The sequence below is a fragment of the Pantoea sp. SS70 genome (genome assembly GCF_029866845.1).
Lineage (GTDB): Bacteria > Pseudomonadota > Gammaproteobacteria > Enterobacterales > Enterobacteriaceae > Pantoea > Pantoea leporis.
Genome location: NZ_CP117199.1, coordinates 3,891,864 through 3,906,220, shown reverse-complemented (window position 1 = coordinate 3,906,220; position 14,357 = coordinate 3,891,864). Strand labels below are relative to the sequence as shown.

Here is a 14,357-nt window from a genome sequence, read left to right as displayed (position 1 = left end):
GTTGTGATGATGTTGAGTATTTATCGTAATAACGGGCGTTATTATTAACTCAAATTTTTCATCGCTTCGTGGCGCTTAATAGTAAAAGGTGTGCTTTCTGGCGGCACACCTCATCAATACTTAACGCGGATTAACGTGCCACACTGAAGGTTTTCACTGTTGAGGAATCACCTAATGGGTTTTCGTTTCAAACCAAAACAGTCACTTGCCGTGATTCTGGCATCAGTGGCATTAGGCGCTGTTGCTCCGGCGCTCGCCGCCAATGTGTATGGTGAACAGCTCGAAGGCTTTAACTATCCCTATCCGCTGCAGCACTTTAACTTCTCCTCGCAGCAGCAAGCGCTGAGTATGGGTTATATGGATGTCAAACCTACGCAGCAGGCCAACGGTGAAACCGTGGTGCTGATGCACGGCAAGAACTTCTGTGGCGCAACCTGGGATGACACCATCAAAGCGCTGAGTCAGAAAGGGTATCGCGTCATCGCGCCAGATCAAATTGGCTTCTGCAGCTCAACTAAACCAGCTAACTATCAATACACCTTCCAGCAACTGGCACAGAACACCCATCAACTGTTGCAGCAGCTGGGTATCGACAACGCCATTATGGTTGGGCACTCGACCGGCGGCATGCTGGCGACGCGTTATGCGCTGATGTATCCCAGACAAACGCAGAAGCTGGTGCTGGTCAATCCCATCGGCTTAGAAGACTGGAAAGCCAAAGGCGCGCCGTGGCGCTCGGTGGATCAGTGGTATCAGCGTGAACTCAAGCTGGATGCGGCGGGCATCAAGAAATATGAACAGCAGACATATTACAGCGGCCAGTGGAAGCCGGAGTATGACAAATGGGTCGATATGCTAGCCGGGCTAAACAGCGGGCCAGGCCACAAGAAAGTGGCGTGGAACTCGGCGCTCATCTACGACATGATTTTCACTCAGCCGGTGTATTACGAGTTTAAAGATCTACGCGTGCCGACCACGTTGATGATTGGCACCGCAGATACCACGGCGATTGGCAGTGATATCGCGCCGCCGGAAGTGAAAGCAAAACTCGGGCATTACAATGTATTGGGCAAGCAGGTGGCGCAACTGATTCCCGGCGCACGCTTAATCGAATTCCCGGGCATGGGGCACGCGCCGCAGATGGAAGAACCGCAGACGTTTAATCAGGCATTGATCACGGATTTAGTGGGTCATTAATTGCAGGGTCGCCATTCACGGCGACCAACATCAACTCAGCTTCTTTTTCCCGTTCTTAGCGGCGTACATCCGTTCGTCGCTACCTTCCAGCAGCTGTTCCAGCGACTGCGGATGATCGGGATCGAACTCAACAATGCCCGATGAGAAGTGCAGAGCGTAGCGGCGCTCGAGGTTCTGGGTTTGCTGTTGCAGGAAACCATCAAAGCGCGCCAACACACCTTCGGCATCGGCTTGCTGCAAGCCATTAAACAGCACCACAAATTCGTCGCCGCCCAAACGGGCAAAGATATCCGCATGGCGAAAACTCACCTTCATGGCGTTGGCAAAGTCCATTAATGCGCGGTCGCCTTCGCGATGACCGAGCGTATCGTTAATGGCTTTAAAGCGATCGAGATCGAGGAAAGTCAGGCTGGCCGGTAACTGCTTCAGCTGGCACTCATTCAGCGCCAACTGGCCGAGCGTCATAAAGCCACGGCGATTGGTGATTTGCGTCAGTTCATCGGATGTTGCGGTCTGGAACGCCACCAGCTCAGCTTCCGCCATTGCGGCTAAATCACGCAATGTATGGATATCATCCGCATCGAACTGGCGCGCATGATGATCGATAATGCACAAGGTGCCGACTTTCGCACCAGCCGGCGTGCGCAATGGGCAACCGGCGTAGAAACGCACCGGATTTTCGGCATTTTTAACCAGTGGATTATCGAAGAAGCGCTCGTCATCAAGCGCGTTTTCCACCACCATCACATCATCCTGCAGCACGGCGTGGCCACAGAAAGAGGTATTGCGCGGTGCGGTGGTATCGCTTGAACCCGCAGTGGATTTGAACCACTGATGGTCCTCTTCCAGCAGGCTGACCAGCGCAACGGGTACACCAAACAAACGACGGGCAAGGCGGGTTAAACGGTCGAAACGCTCTTCGGCAGGCGTGTGCAGAATGTTGAGCGCACGTAACTGGGCCAGACGATGTGACTCGTCCGCAGGCAGTGCAGGTGCTTTCATCGCGTTACTCTTAATAATTATGGGATTACAGAAACACTGGTGTTTAAGCCACAAAGGCTGAAAGCGCCTGGCAACGGTATGCGATGTCCGATGCCAGGCGTAACGATAATCAGAGCACTTTTTGCTCAGCGAGATCAAGGGCAAAATAGCTGAAAATGAGATCCGCGCCGGCACGTTTAATCGCGCCAAGGCTCTCCAGAACCACATTACGTTCGTCGATGGCACCCGCCTGCGCGGCGAATTTGATCATCGCGTACTCACCGCTCACCTGGTACGCAGCGAGCGGCAGCGTGGTGCGTTCGCGGATATCGCGCAGGATATCGAGGTAAGCGCCAGCCGGTTTTACCATCAGAGAATCTGCACCTTCCGCTTCATCAAGCAGCGACTCACGCAGCGCTTCACGGCGGTTCATCGGATTCATCTGGTAAGTCTTACGATCGCCTTTCAGCGCGGCGCCTGCGGCTTCACGGAACGGGCCGTAGAAGGAGGACGCGAACTTCGTCGAATAAGACATGATGGCGGTATCGGTGAAGCCGGCGGCGTCGAGCGCCTGGCGAATGGCTTTCACCTGGCCATCCATCGCGGCAGAAGGAGCGATAAAGTCTGCGCCGGCTTGTGCCGCAACCACGGCTTGCTTGCCGAGGTTAATCAGCGTTTGGTCGTTATCGACGCCGTGATCGCACAGCACGCCGCAATGGCCGTGGCTGGTGTATTCGCAGAAGCAGGTATCAGACATCACGATCATTTCTGGCACGGTGTCTTTGCAGATACGTGACATACGCGCCACTAAACCGTTTTCATTCCAGGCATCGCTGCCGGTGGCGTCGGTGTGGTGGGAAATACCGAAGGTCATCACTGAACGAATGCCCGCTTTGGCAATACGTTCAATCTCATAAGCTAAACGTTTCTCGGGGATACGCACCACGCCCGGCATGGCGTTAATGGGCACATAATCGTCCACGCCTTCTTCAACGAAAATCGGCAGTGCCAAATCGTTGATGCTGAGGTGAGATTCCTGGAACATTTCGCGCATTGACGCGCTTTTGCGCAGCCTTCTTGGGCGCTGGATCAGATTAAATTCAGACATGCTCTACAACTTATGCAGGTTAAAAAAGTGGCAATAGTTTACCCCTTTTCGCGGCTGTGCATGAAGGATTGTGTGCGGAAACGAAAACTCCCGCCGGGTGGCGGGAGTAGGGAAGATTACTCGTTGATGTCCGGATGCTGCTGCACCAGGTTTTTACGTTTCGCCTCAAGCTTGGCGATCTCGTCATCAATATCTTCGATTTTCTGCTCGATGTTGTCGTGATGCTCCTGCAGGATCTCACGTGCTTCATCCATGTCCGACGCGGCTGGCGTAGCACCGCGCAGCGGCTTGTTGGCGGTCTCTTTCATGAAGATACCGGTAATCAAACCAATCACCGCGACAACCATTAGGTAGTATGCCGGCATATACAGATTGTTGGTGGCTTCCACTAAATAAGCGGCGAATGTCGGTGTTAGACCGGCAATCAGCACCGAAATATTGAAGGCACTTGCTAATGCGCTGTAGCGAATGTGGGTTGGGAACATCGCAGGTAGCGAGGATGCCATTACACCGGTAAAGGCGTTTAAGATCACAGCCATCAGCAACAGACCGGCAAAAATCAGACCCAGCACGCCACTGTTAATCAGCATAAAGGCCGGAATCGCGAAGGCAAACAGGGCGATACTGCCGATGATGACAAACGGACGACGGCCAAAGCGGTCACTCAGCATGCCCATTACTGGCTGCACAAACAACATACCCATCATAATGGCGATGATGATCAACACGCCGTGATCTTCCGAGTAGTGCAGGTTATGTGACAGGTAACTCGGCATGTAGGTCAGCAGCATGTAATAGGTCACGTTGGTGGCGATCACCAGACCGATACAGGCCAACAGGCTTTTCCAGTGTTTGGTCGCGATCTCTTTAAACGACACTTTCGGGCCGTCGCGCAGACCTTCACGGTCGCCTTGTTCCAGCTTGTCAACGTGCTGCTGGAACGCCGGCGTTTCTTCCAGGGCATGACGCAGATACAAACCGATAATGCCGAGCGGCAGCGCAATAAAGAAAGGAATACGCCAGCCCCACTCGAGGAATTTCTCTTCACCGATAATGGTGGAGATCAGCACCACGACGCCCGCACCGAGCACAAAACCGGCGATGGAGCCGAAATCAAGCCAGCTGCCCATAAAGCCGCGCTTGCGGTCAGGCGAGTACTCGGCAACGAAGATCGATGCACCGGTATATTCACCGCCGACCGAGAAGCCCTGCGCCATTTTTGCCAACAGCAGCAGAATAGGTGCCCAAATACCAATTGAGGCATAGGACGGTATCAAGCCGATACAGAAGGTACTGATCGACATGATAACGATGGTAATAGAAAGGATTTTCTGGCGACCATATTTATCGCCCAACATGCCGAAGAACAAACCACCGAGTGGACGAATCAGGAACGGAACTGAGAACGTACCCAGTGCAGCAATCATCTGTACACTTGGAGAAGCATCCGGGAAGAACACCTTACCCAGCGCGTAAGCCACAAAGCCATAAACACCAAAATCAAACCATTCCATCGCGTTGCCCAGCGAAGCCGCGGTAATGGCTTTACGTAAACGGGAGTCATCGATAATGGTGACATCATCAATCCCGATAGGTTTTACACGCTTCCTACGTAGTTTCATGCAGATACCCTGTATTGGAATTCGAAAAATCCTCAACGCTGCGGACTCAAACAATGCCAACAGTCCGCGGCGTTGAGAAAATTAAAGCATAGCGGGGAAATAACGCTTTTTCCCTGCCCTGCCGGGCAATTATTAGGAAAGTAATGATTGCCAACCGCGACAGAGTATACCGATTTTGTGTGATATTTGTCATGTTCTCACCATTAACTGGCTATTTTTTAGCTAATGCTGTGGCCTGTTAGCGCTTAAAACGCGTCGAAAAAAGGCCGCAATTTCACGCAGCGATTTGCAGTAAGCGTGCGCCATCTCGCGAAACTACATATACTTGCGTGAGTTGCTTTTTTGGAAATCAGGTTTCATATGGCGCGCTTTGTTTTATTTGCCAAAAGTCTCTGTTTTGATGCCGACCAACAGGTGTTTTATCCACTCAATTCTCCCGCTCAACGCGTGGCATTAAGTCCGCTGCAAAGCGCGGTATTACGTCGCGTGCTCAATGCCCAAGGCAAGCTGGTGCGTAATCAGGCATTGCATGTGCTGTTTCAGCGCGAACCTTCTGAGATCCCCTTTGCCGATCGCTTAACGTTGACCATTGCTGAGATCAATCGTCTGGCGCAGCAGGCGCACGCGCCAGGTGCATTGGTACATCAGGTGCCGCTGATTGGCTGCGTGCTGGCCGAGCAGGTCGATGTCGAATCCTTCAATGAGGTCGCTACGCCTGCTGCTGAAGCTGAAAAGCCGGTCACGGTGCAGCCCGAACCTGCTGTGAAAGCGGTCGCCGTGAAGAAAAAATCCTGGCTGTGGCGTGGCGTGCTGGCGGGATTATTACTGCTAAATGTGGCGCTGGCACTAATTATCCGTCAGGAGTTTGCGCCAACCGAACATGATGGCATGCAATTTAAATTTTATGGCCAGGAAGCGCAGACGCAGGTCTTTATCAATGAAAGACTTTCTGCCGATTCTTTTGTCGTTCAGGATGCTATGCGCCGATTCCGCGAGTTAAAACCGCGCCTGCCGGATGGCTCAGTCCCGCCGTTGCTGTACATCAACCGTTCACGCATTCGTGCCTTCAGCAGTGCTTTCCTTTGCCTCCAACCCATCGAGCAAAAGAATAATGGATGTATTTCATGGTTGATATCTAATCAGGAGCTACCTGATGCGTAAGTCATTACTCACATTGGTTGTTATTATTGCGTTCATTCTTCCCTGGGCGTGGGTTCTGTTGGTCCGCCCAACCGTTGTGGTACCCGAATGGTGTGATGTTCCCTATCGCATTGATAATGAAGGGAAGCCAACGGGTACGCTGGATGCGACGGTACGCACACGTTTTAAAGCGGATGGTAGCGGCGCATCAACGCTAATCGGCACGGTGACATTGCCGGATCGTCAATATCGTTTAAATCGCGTTTCTGTCAGTAGCTGGCATCGTCAGGGCGATTTTATGCTGGTGAATACCCGTAAAGTGCAGGCGATGGCCGATGATACGGTGCCCGAGCCACTCGCTGCGCAGATACTTTTCACCTCGGCGCGAGAATCCCACAGTGATTATTATCAGATGTATCAACTCCCCAATGGCGATCAAATAATCAATTATTCTGGTATGCCGCGGCTTTATTGCCATACCTGATTGATGCGCAAATAAATAAGAAAAATTTACCATTAAGCGAGGCGGCAACCTCTGCTTGCCAGCTCCAAAACATTGGGTAATACTCTGCCGCCGTGCTTTGGTGGAGTGTTCATGTCGAGGATAAACGCCCAGTCTTTTAAGAATCCCTGGCTGTCGATGAGCGACAGTGTAGAAAGCAATCTTATCAATCTTGTGCCTGCGGCACAGCGTACGACTGCTGTTTCCATTAGCTCGGTGGCGTGGATTAACTGTGGCGAACGAACCGATGCGCAGCTGGCATTATTGGCGCAACAACCCGATGAACTGCTGCAGCGCCTGAAAAGCTGGCGTCAGGCCGGATTACTCTCCCGCCAGGCGACCGAGAGCTTGCGTCAGCTGCAACGGTTGACGCAAACCAGCATCGCATGTAACCAACCCATCACGCAGCTTGATGAATATCAGCAGTTCGTGGGGCAGTTAACGCCGACGCTGGAGCGCATTAATCAACGTCTCAATGCCCAGCGCGATGTGCCGAATGGCGCGCTGGCGGAAGACAGCCTTGAAGTGGCGCTGCGCATTGCGGAAAAACGGCGCGCAGGCCGTTCAGAGCAGCGAGCGCAGCGGCGCACCCGTTAACCATCCCTGAATATCTTCCACCGCCTGCGTGAAGTAGGTGCGATAATTGCTGTCGGCGACATAGCCGAGATGCGGCGTCGCCAGCACGTTCGGCAGCTGACGCAGCGGATGATTGGCGGGCAGCGGTTCCTGTTCAAACACATCTAATCCCGCACCGGCTAACTGACCCGATTGCAGCGCGGCGATCATCGCCTGTTGATCGACAATGCCGGCGCGCGATGTGTTAATCAGCAGCGCGCCGGGCTTCATCTGCGCCAGCGCCGCTGCATCAATTAAATGGCGTGAGCGCTCGCTCAATACCAGATGAATGGACACCACATCGCTGCTACTGAGCAGCGCCGCCAGCGATGGCGAAAGTTCTGCGCCACACTCGGCGGCACGTTCGGCGGTTAAATTCTGGCTCCACGCACACACGCGCATCCCAAACGCCTGCGCCACTTTTGCCATCTCGCCGCCGATTTTACCCAATCCAATTAATCCCAGCGTTTTGCCCTGCAGGCCCATGCCAACGGTGTGCTGCCACGCGCCGTTGCTGCGCAGCGCCTGATTCTCCGGCACGATATGGCGCGCCAATCCCAGCAACAATCCCCACGTCAGTTCCAGCGGTGCCGCGCTGCTGCTGGCGGTACCGCACACCGCGATATAGCGTTCCGCGCAGGCATGTAAATCGATGGAGGCATTACGCATGCCGGAAGTGACTACCATTTTCAGATTGGGCAAGCGGCCAATCAGCTCGGCGCTGAGCGGCGTGCGTTCGCGCATAACCACCAAAATATCGGCGTGCGCGATGCGCTTAACCAATTCATCCTGGTCGGCGAAATGTTCAGTCAGGGAAGTGGTGTGCACCAGCGGGGCGAGAGATGCCCAATCGGCAAGCGACTGGGCGACGTTCTGGTAGTCATCAAGAATGATGCAGTTCAGGCTCATAATGTTCCTCAACGAGAAGTGGCTTGTGCCCTTGCTCGCTGAGCCAGGCACGCAGCCGGTCATTATCCAGCGGACGGGCATAATAGTAGCCCTGAATAAATATCACACCACGCTGCCGCAGGTACTCAAATTGTGTTGCGGTCTCGACGCCTTCGCCCAGCACATCCAGTTCCAGCTTGTGGCACAGATTAATAATCGCATCCAGCACCGGCGTTTCCACGTCGAGGCCTTCAATGGCATTGATAAAGCCGCGATCGATTTTCAGGTAGTCCAGCGGGAAGGTGAGCAGGTAGGTCAGTGAACAGTGGCCGGTACCGAAATCATCAATCGCCACCTTCATGCCCTGCGCGCGCAAATGACGCAGTTTACACGCCACCTTTTCACCCTCTTCAATCAGGCTGCGTTCGGTCAGCTCCAGCGTGATGCACAGCTGTTTGTCTTTGATGCGCTCAGCAAACAATTCAATATCGGCCACGAAATCGTCATGCTGCAGATGCTCCGCCGCCAGATTCAGCCCGAGGTGAAATCCGGGCTCGACCTGCCAGCTCTGAATATCTTCTGCCATCAACTCCAGCAGATGCTGCGTCAACGGCACAATCATCCCTTCGGCTTCAGCGGCGCTGATAAAGATATCCGGACGAATCATCACGCCGTTGGGCCGTTGCCAGCGCAGTAAGGCTTCAACACCGGCGCAGGCGTGCAAGGTATTGCTGTATACCGGCTGATAATGCACTGAGAACTGGCGGGCGCGGATAGCGCGACCAATCTCATCGTGCCAGGAAATACGACGACGCAGCCAATTGGCGGTGAGGATCATCAGCAAAATCGAGAAAATCGCCGCCATCGGCAGGAAGATGAACAGCGCCTGACGCCAGGCTTTGAGCAGCTCAGAAGCCGGAACGGTTACATTAACGGTGATGGGATAGCGGCTGGAGTCGGCCTGAAAAGATTCACTTTTCATATACAGCTTTGGCTGCATGTCAGCCGGTCCGCTGGCGATCACTGCGCCACCGCTAAATTGCAGGCTCATGTGGTAACCGCGTGAACCGCCGATGGCGTTCATGAAATCCATCAAATATTGGCCGTCGATGACCGCCCAAAAACCGCTGGTATCGGGAAGCTGACGCATAAACACCACCGCCGGACGATTAGGCACGCCAACCGTTCCGCGCACCGAAATGCTCCACCAGGCTTTGCCGGTTATCGGCGGCGGCTGCATCATCATCTCAGTCAGGGTGCCATGTCGCAGGCCAAAGGCGGACGAGCAAATGATGTCATTGCCTTTCATCATACCAATGGATCGAAAATAGGGATTAAGCGTACCGGCGCGCTGCAGCTGATCTTCGATTTTGGCACAAGGCTGGTACTGATACTGGCGCATCTCAGTGATCATATTCCAGGCGTTGTCACTCATCTTTTCAGCCTGAGTAATCAAGGTATTGGCGGTTGAAATCTGCTGTTGGCTGACGGTGTGACGCGCTTCGATGGCCGTACAAAGGATGCCGAGCACCAACGGCAGCAACCCGGCACAAACGATTAAGACCCAATCAAAATCGTGATGTCGTTTTTTCAGTGGCACCAGACAATCCTCAGTCGGTTTAAGCTGCGCTTGCGGCGTCAGCAGCATACCATTTTCACAGGGCTGTGTAGGGTAGCGATTTAAGAATAAACCGGTCTGATACAGGTCAATGATCAATCTCACTTTGCGTTTAATGACATTGTTTTGCCGTTATTGGCATTTCCCAGCGGCAAAAACGCTATGCCACGATGTTAGGTAAGCACATTGACCTGAAATGAGGAGCGGAAATGAGCACGGAAACCCTGGATATCACATCATTACGGCAGCGCATCAGCGAAGGCGAATGGCAGGCGCGCATCAAACTGGCGCAGGCTTATCATCTGGCGGCGAAGCTACGCTGGACCGACCATATTTACACCCATTTTTCCCTGCGCGTACCGGGCGATCAGCCGCACTTTCTTATCAACGCTTTCGGGCAAACCTTCGATGAAATCCAGGCGGAAACGCTGGTTAAAATCGACATCGACGGCAATATTATTGACGACCCAACCGGGCTGGGAATTAACCTTGCCGGGTTTGTTATTCACAGTGCGATTCACCGCGCGCGGCCAGATGCCCATGCGGTGCTGCATACGCACACCGCGGCGGGCATTGGCGTTTCGGCGCAGCGGAACGGCCTGCTGATGATTTCGCAACACAGCACGCGTTTCCATAATCGCCTCGGCTATCACGATTACGAAGGTATCGCGCTGGATCTCGACGAGCAGCAGCGCATCGTTGCCGACCTCGGCGATCTTAACGCGCTGATCCTGCGCAATCACGGCCTGCTGACCAGCGGCGGCAGCATTGAAGAAGCTTTCTACAATCTCTATTACCTCGAGCGCGCCTGCCAGGCACAGTTGGCGGCACAATCGGGTGGCGCGGATCTGATCATTCTGCCGGACGCCGTTTCCGAGAAAGCCGCGCAGGCGTTTGATAACAGCATCCGCAATCGCAAATATCAGCTGCACTGGGATGCTTACATCCGCCAGCTCAACCGCAACGCACTCTGAGAATCTCCCCGATGAAATGGCTAAAACCGGTAGTTTCTGCGCTGCTGCTGTGCGCGGCGTTTGGCAGTCAGGCCGCGCCTGATTTGAGTAAAGTCACGCTGGTGCTGGGCGATCAGGCACGCAATCTGCGTTCGCTGATCGAAGCGGCAGATGTCATGAAAGACGCGCCTTATCACTATCGCTGGGCGAATTTCCAGGGCGCGGCGCCGCTGTTTGAAGCGCAGCGTGCGGGTGCGGTCGATACCTCGTACGCTGGCGATTTGCCGGTGCTGATGGCGGCGTCGGGCGGCGTACCGCTGAAGATCATCGCCACCAACGTCGGTGACGCCGGTTCGAACGGGCTGATCGTCCCTGCCGATTCGCCGATCCACAGCGTGAAAGATTTGGCTGGCAAGCAGGTTGTTGTCTCGTCGGCGCGCGGCAGTATCTCGCAGCACTTGCTGTATGAGGCGTTGGAAGAGGCGAAAGTGCCACGTGATACGGTGCCGGTGCGTTTTGTGTTGCCAACCGACGCCAGCGCGGCGTTTAACTCCGGGCAGATTACCGCATGGGCGACCTTCGATCCCTATTTAGGTATTGCGGAAAAGCATGGCGCGCGTCTGCTGCGTGACGGCAAAGGGCTGACAACCGCGCTGTCGTTTGTCACCGCCACGCAAAGCTCGCTCGACGATCCCGCGAAGCGCGCGGCGATTGCCGATTTCACCCATCGTCTGGCCAAAGCGCGCGAGTGGGCGCTGGCGCATCCGCAGCAGTATAACGAGGTATATGCGCAGTTAACGCGCCTGCAACCGGCGGACGCGCAGCAGATTACTGCGCGTATTTCCCATGGCGTACGTGGCGTGACGCCGGATGATGTGGCAAAGGTGCAGAAGGTGTCGGACTTGTTTAGCGAGTTGAATATCCTGCCAAACAAAGTTGATGTACAGGCGATTACCGACAACAGCGTGTTTCAAACCCAATAACGTAAAATCACGGCGCTACGGCATGCACTGAATCTGTAGCGGCGCAATTTATTGCGCGACCTTGAGTAAAAGAGCCTTAACGCGCCCGTTTACCCGGCCGTCCATTACCCAACATAATCGCCAATCGGCTTCCGCCCGGCGTGGTTTCCATCAAAATCTTGGTCACGCTGGTGAGCGGCACCGACAGCAACATGCCGACCGGACCCAGCAGCCAGCCCCAGAAAATCAACGACAGAAACACCACCAGCGTCGAGAGTCCCAGCCCGCGCCCCATCAATCTTGGCTCCAGCATGTTGCCGAACACCATATGAATCGCGCTGAACAGCGCCGCCACCAGCATGGCGTCATAAATATCATTTAACACCAGCGCCTGAATAAATGGCGGAATACCGGCGATGATCGGGCCAATGTTGGGGATGAAATTAAGGATGAACGCCACCACGCCCCAGAACAGCGCGAACTTCACGCCGAGCAGCAGCAGCGACAGCCAAACGGCCACGCCGGTAATCAAACTCACCAGGGTTTTCAGTGCCAGATAGTGCGTCACACCTTTCAGCGCGCGGTGCAGACCGGCGATGCGGATTTGTGGATTAACCATCGCATTGCGCATCTTGTACGGCAGATGACGCACTTCAAACAGCATAAACACCACGGTGAGGATCAGCAGCAGGACGTTGGTCATCGCGCCGGACAGCTGCTTCAGCACCGATGTGGCCATGTCCATCACCACGTTGGGATCGAGGCGCGCAGCCAGCGCTTCGGTAGAGATGTTGATATGAAAACGCGCGGCAAAATGTTGCACCACCGCCAGTTTCTGCTCCAGCATGGCGCGGATTTGCGGATAGGTATCGCTGAAGTCACTGGCCGAGCTGGCGAGTACAGCAATGAGTAACAGTACGACGATAAAAATCACGGTGATCACCAGCGTAATCGCCAGGCCACGTTTGACGCCGCGTCGCATTAGCATCGTAACCAGCGGATTGAGCACAATAGCTAAAAAGCTGGCGAGTAAGAAGGGCACCAGAATGTCCGAGGCGGCGCGAATGCCCGCCAGAATAATCACCAGCATCGCCAGTTTTACCAGGATGTTCTGGCCAATTTTTTCCTGAAGCAGGTTATTCATTCTCTCTCCTGAGACAAAATTTCTCAGGAGAGTGTAGTTGATGAAAATTAACCATCTGTTTTTTAAGATAAAGAGAAATTTTTACAACACGCAACATCCGTAGCTACCTGCATGAACGTCAAGCGGTAGCTGTGAAATTTTCACACCTCGGCTTACCGTGCCGACATCAATACTTATTTAAACATCGGCACAGACAAACAGCGAGCAAGGTAAGGTGTTAACTATTTAATTAAGCGATCATTCGTTCATTCCAACCATCTTTAAACTGAATATTTCCATCGACGTATTTCCACATAATAGTTTCATAACGAATCTCGACATTTTCCATATGTGTGCTTGCTATGCCTGCTGGTACGAGTGATGGAGTAATGCTGGTTATTTTTACGTTTTCAAGAACAATGTTAAAGTATTCTGTTTCAATTCCTGCCTCATTAATTCTATACATTTTTATCGTGGCTGATTTAAGTATTCTGCCCTGACACAGCGCGCGAAATAATAATGGCGTCGTCTGGTCAAATTCTTTCTGGAAAACTATTGGGGCATGGATTCTTGCTGCTGTTAACTTTCCGGTATGTCTGTCGGCTGGAACCGATATGTTATGCGTTAGAGTGCGCATTTCAATTGAGCCGAGTCGTGTAGGCATCAGGCATCCACCCGCGATAGGGGATCCGTTTTCATCTGTTAGCCATAAATGAGCTGGAGTTGACATAGTTAAGTTCCTTTTAATTTTAACGAGGGCGGTTAAACCAGACAACAAACGCAAAGGTAATGATTATCAAAACCCCTATGGCCTGAAATGCGTAGGGGCGAAAGTACGTTACTGCAAAAACACCGAAAGTAATAATTAAAACAAGCGGAACGTAGCCCCAAAAGAAATATGATGCCTGCGCCTTTAACCATTGTTTTAGAAAATTACGCATGCCTACTTCACCATGTTAATTATTGCGTTGGTAATGTCACTCTCAAATGCTTGAGCTTTCATAAAAGTCGGCTCGACGAGGAAATACATCATTTCGAGTCTTTGCATGTGCAGGGCTTGATAATACATCGGCGCTTGCAGCCTAAGCCTTTCAGCACTATCAGCAGCTTGTTGTACGATGCCGTATAGCCCTAGCCCGGTAACAGTTAGCGCGGCGGTCTTTCCTGTCCAGGCGACGATGGATGAGTTAAAGCCTATGCCAAGGCAAACAGCTGTTGTTATTCCAATGATAAAAGTCTGATTGTTTAGTGTGTTAGAGGAGATGATCACGCCTGCTTTTAATAAACCGGAATTGATTGCTGAAAGTTGTTCGCGTGTTTTGAATCTGAAAATTTCTTCAAAATAGATGTGAACCAGCCTATAGATAATGTCACGTCTTTTGACCACTTCAGCAATGCCATCCAGGAAGCGCAAGTCTTCTTCTTTTAGCTTTGCACATACATCTTGATAGTTATCGGTGAAGCAAGATGTGTAATACACCAAGCGTGTTGCTCCGTCGCCAATTTTACTGGCTTGCTGAAGTACCTGGTCTTTTACACCTATAAGAGCTTTTTCAAGCTGTGACGCCATCAACTCATCGGCTTTGATGCCCTTGAGTATCAAATCACTGTGATACATGCCGTTTCCTTACGGTTAGAAATCATCCCT

General features: G+C 52.9%; 14 protein-coding genes. 6 read left to right on the top strand and 8 right to left on the bottom strand.

The window, feature by feature from the left end; all coding sequences use genetic code 11:
* Nucleotides 1-174: 174 nt before the first annotated feature.
* On the top strand, nucleotides 175-1,197 hold the full coding sequence (locus tag PO881_RS18060) for an alpha/beta hydrolase (RefSeq protein ID WP_101762714.1): 1,023 nt from the start codon (nucleotides 175-177) through the stop codon (nucleotides 1,195-1,197).
* Between the two features lie 30 nt (nucleotides 1,198-1,227).
* Here PO881_RS18060 and PO881_RS18055 read toward each other — a convergent pair whose 3' ends face one another.
* From PO881_RS18055 to proP, 3 genes are all read right to left on the bottom strand, one after another.
* On the bottom strand, nucleotides 1,228-2,199 hold the full coding sequence (locus PO881_RS18055) for a sensor domain-containing diguanylate cyclase (RefSeq protein WP_210081392.1): 972 nt from the start codon (nucleotides 2,197-2,199) through the stop codon (nucleotides 1,228-1,230).
* A 109-nt stretch (nucleotides 2,200-2,308) separates the two neighbouring features.
* Nucleotides 2,309-3,286, bottom strand: a complete 978-nt coding sequence (hemB, locus tag PO881_RS18050; protein WP_280172172.1) for a porphobilinogen synthase — start codon at nucleotides 3,284-3,286, stop codon at nucleotides 2,309-2,311.
* 116 nt (nucleotides 3,287-3,402) lie between these two features.
* Nucleotides 3,403-4,908 (bottom strand): glycine betaine/L-proline transporter ProP, encoded by a 1,506-nt coding sequence (gene proP / locus PO881_RS18045; protein WP_101762711.1) that lies wholly within the window; start codon nucleotides 4,906-4,908, stop codon nucleotides 3,403-3,405.
* 360 nt (nucleotides 4,909-5,268) lie between these two features.
* On the opposite strand from proP, the gene PO881_RS18040 reads away from it, so the two are divergent.
* The 3 genes from PO881_RS18040 to PO881_RS18030 all read left to right on the top strand — a co-directional run bounded on the left by PO881_RS18040 (nucleotide 5,269) and on the right by PO881_RS18030 (nucleotide 7,147).
* Complete coding sequence (locus PO881_RS18040; protein ID WP_101762710.1) at nucleotides 5,269-6,069, top strand: hypothetical protein; 801 nt, start codon at nucleotides 5,269-5,271, stop codon at nucleotides 6,067-6,069.
* Nucleotides 6,062-6,532: a hypothetical protein gene (locus tag PO881_RS18035; RefSeq protein WP_101762709.1), complete on the top strand. Its 471-nt coding sequence runs from the start codon at nucleotides 6,062-6,064 to the stop codon at nucleotides 6,530-6,532. Before PO881_RS18040 ends, PO881_RS18035 begins: the two co-directional genes overlap by 8 nt.
* A 111-nt stretch (nucleotides 6,533-6,643) precedes the next feature.
* Nucleotides 6,644-7,147 carry a hypothetical protein gene (locus PO881_RS18030; RefSeq protein ID WP_192414786.1) on the top strand — a complete coding sequence of 168 codons (504 nt, stop codon included), beginning with the start codon at nucleotides 6,644-6,646 and terminating at the stop codon, nucleotides 7,145-7,147.
* Here PO881_RS18030 and PO881_RS18025 read toward each other — a convergent pair.
* Nucleotides 7,115-8,074 (bottom strand): D-2-hydroxyacid dehydrogenase family protein, encoded by a 960-nt coding sequence (locus PO881_RS18025; RefSeq protein ID WP_280172171.1) that lies wholly within the window; start codon nucleotides 8,072-8,074, stop codon nucleotides 7,115-7,117. The genes PO881_RS18030 and PO881_RS18025 overlap by 33 nt on opposite strands.
* Nucleotides 8,049-9,653: an EAL domain-containing protein gene (locus tag PO881_RS18020; RefSeq protein WP_137386682.1), complete on the bottom strand. Its 1,605-nt coding sequence runs from the start codon at nucleotides 9,651-9,653 to the stop codon at nucleotides 8,049-8,051. Before PO881_RS18020 ends, PO881_RS18025 begins: the two co-directional genes overlap by 26 nt.
* 227 nt (nucleotides 9,654-9,880) lie before the next feature.
* Between PO881_RS18020 and PO881_RS18015 the strand changes: the two genes are divergently transcribed.
* Nucleotides 9,881-10,645 (top strand): class II aldolase/adducin family protein, encoded by a 765-nt coding sequence (locus tag PO881_RS18015; protein WP_137386681.1) that lies wholly within the window; start codon nucleotides 9,881-9,883, stop codon nucleotides 10,643-10,645.
* A gap of 11 nt (nucleotides 10,646-10,656) precedes the next feature.
* A complete protein-coding gene (locus PO881_RS18010) occupies nucleotides 10,657-11,607 on the top strand; it encodes an ABC transporter substrate-binding protein (protein ID WP_101762705.1) in 951 nt (316 codons plus the stop codon).
* A gap of 76 nt (nucleotides 11,608-11,683) precedes the next feature.
* Here the strand turns inward: PO881_RS18010 and PO881_RS18005 are convergent, their stop codons facing one another.
* From PO881_RS18005 to PO881_RS17995, 3 genes are all read right to left on the bottom strand, one after another.
* Nucleotides 11,684-12,730 (bottom strand): AI-2E family transporter, encoded by a 1,047-nt coding sequence (locus PO881_RS18005; protein WP_101762704.1) that lies wholly within the window; start codon nucleotides 12,728-12,730, stop codon nucleotides 11,684-11,686.
* A 229-nt stretch (nucleotides 12,731-12,959) separates the two neighbouring features.
* A complete protein-coding gene (gene tssD / locus PO881_RS18000) occupies nucleotides 12,960-13,439 on the bottom strand; it encodes a type VI secretion system tube protein TssD (RefSeq protein WP_101762703.1) in 480 nt (159 codons plus the stop codon).
* Nucleotides 13,440-13,652: 213 nt separating this feature from the next.
* Nucleotides 13,653-14,327 carry a hypothetical protein gene (locus PO881_RS17995; RefSeq protein WP_110867645.1) on the bottom strand — a complete coding sequence of 225 codons (675 nt, stop codon included), beginning with the start codon at nucleotides 14,325-14,327 and terminating at the stop codon, nucleotides 13,653-13,655.
* Nucleotides 14,328-14,357 lie beyond the last annotated feature (30 nt).

Coding starts and splice junctions, on each gene's coding strand:
- proP (WP_101762711.1), bottom strand. CDS start 4,908: ATGAAACTACGTAGGAAGCGTGTAAAACCTATCGGGATTGATGATGTC.
- PO881_RS18005 (WP_101762704.1), bottom strand. CDS start 12,730: ATGAATAACCTGCTTCAGGAAAAAATTGGCCAGAACATCCTGGTAAAA.
- tssD (WP_101762703.1), bottom strand. CDS start 13,439: ATGTCAACTCCAGCTCATTTATGGCTAACAGATGAAAACGGATCCCCT.
- PO881_RS18040 (WP_101762710.1), top strand. CDS start 5,269: ATGGCGCGCTTTGTTTTATTTGCCAAAAGTCTCTGTTTTGATGCCGAC.
- PO881_RS18030 (WP_192414786.1), top strand. CDS start 6,644: ATGTCGAGGATAAACGCCCAGTCTTTTAAGAATCCCTGGCTGTCGATG.
- PO881_RS18015 (WP_137386681.1), top strand. CDS start 9,881: ATGAGCACGGAAACCCTGGATATCACATCATTACGGCAGCGCATCAGC.
- PO881_RS17995 (WP_110867645.1), bottom strand. CDS start 14,327: ATGTATCACAGTGATTTGATACTCAAGGGCATCAAAGCCGATGAGTTG.
- PO881_RS18025 (WP_280172171.1), bottom strand. CDS start 8,074: ATGAGCCTGAACTGCATCATTCTTGATGACTACCAGAACGTCGCCCAG.
- PO881_RS18060 (WP_101762714.1), top strand. CDS start 175: ATGGGTTTTCGTTTCAAACCAAAACAGTCACTTGCCGTGATTCTGGCA.
- PO881_RS18035 (WP_101762709.1), top strand. CDS start 6,062: ATGCGTAAGTCATTACTCACATTGGTTGTTATTATTGCGTTCATTCTT.
- hemB (WP_280172172.1), bottom strand. CDS start 3,286: ATGTCTGAATTTAATCTGATCCAGCGCCCAAGAAGGCTGCGCAAAAGC.
- PO881_RS18010 (WP_101762705.1), top strand. CDS start 10,657: ATGAAATGGCTAAAACCGGTAGTTTCTGCGCTGCTGCTGTGCGCGGCG.
- PO881_RS18055 (WP_210081392.1), bottom strand. CDS start 2,199: ATGAAAGCACCTGCACTGCCTGCGGACGAGTCACATCGTCTGGCCCAG.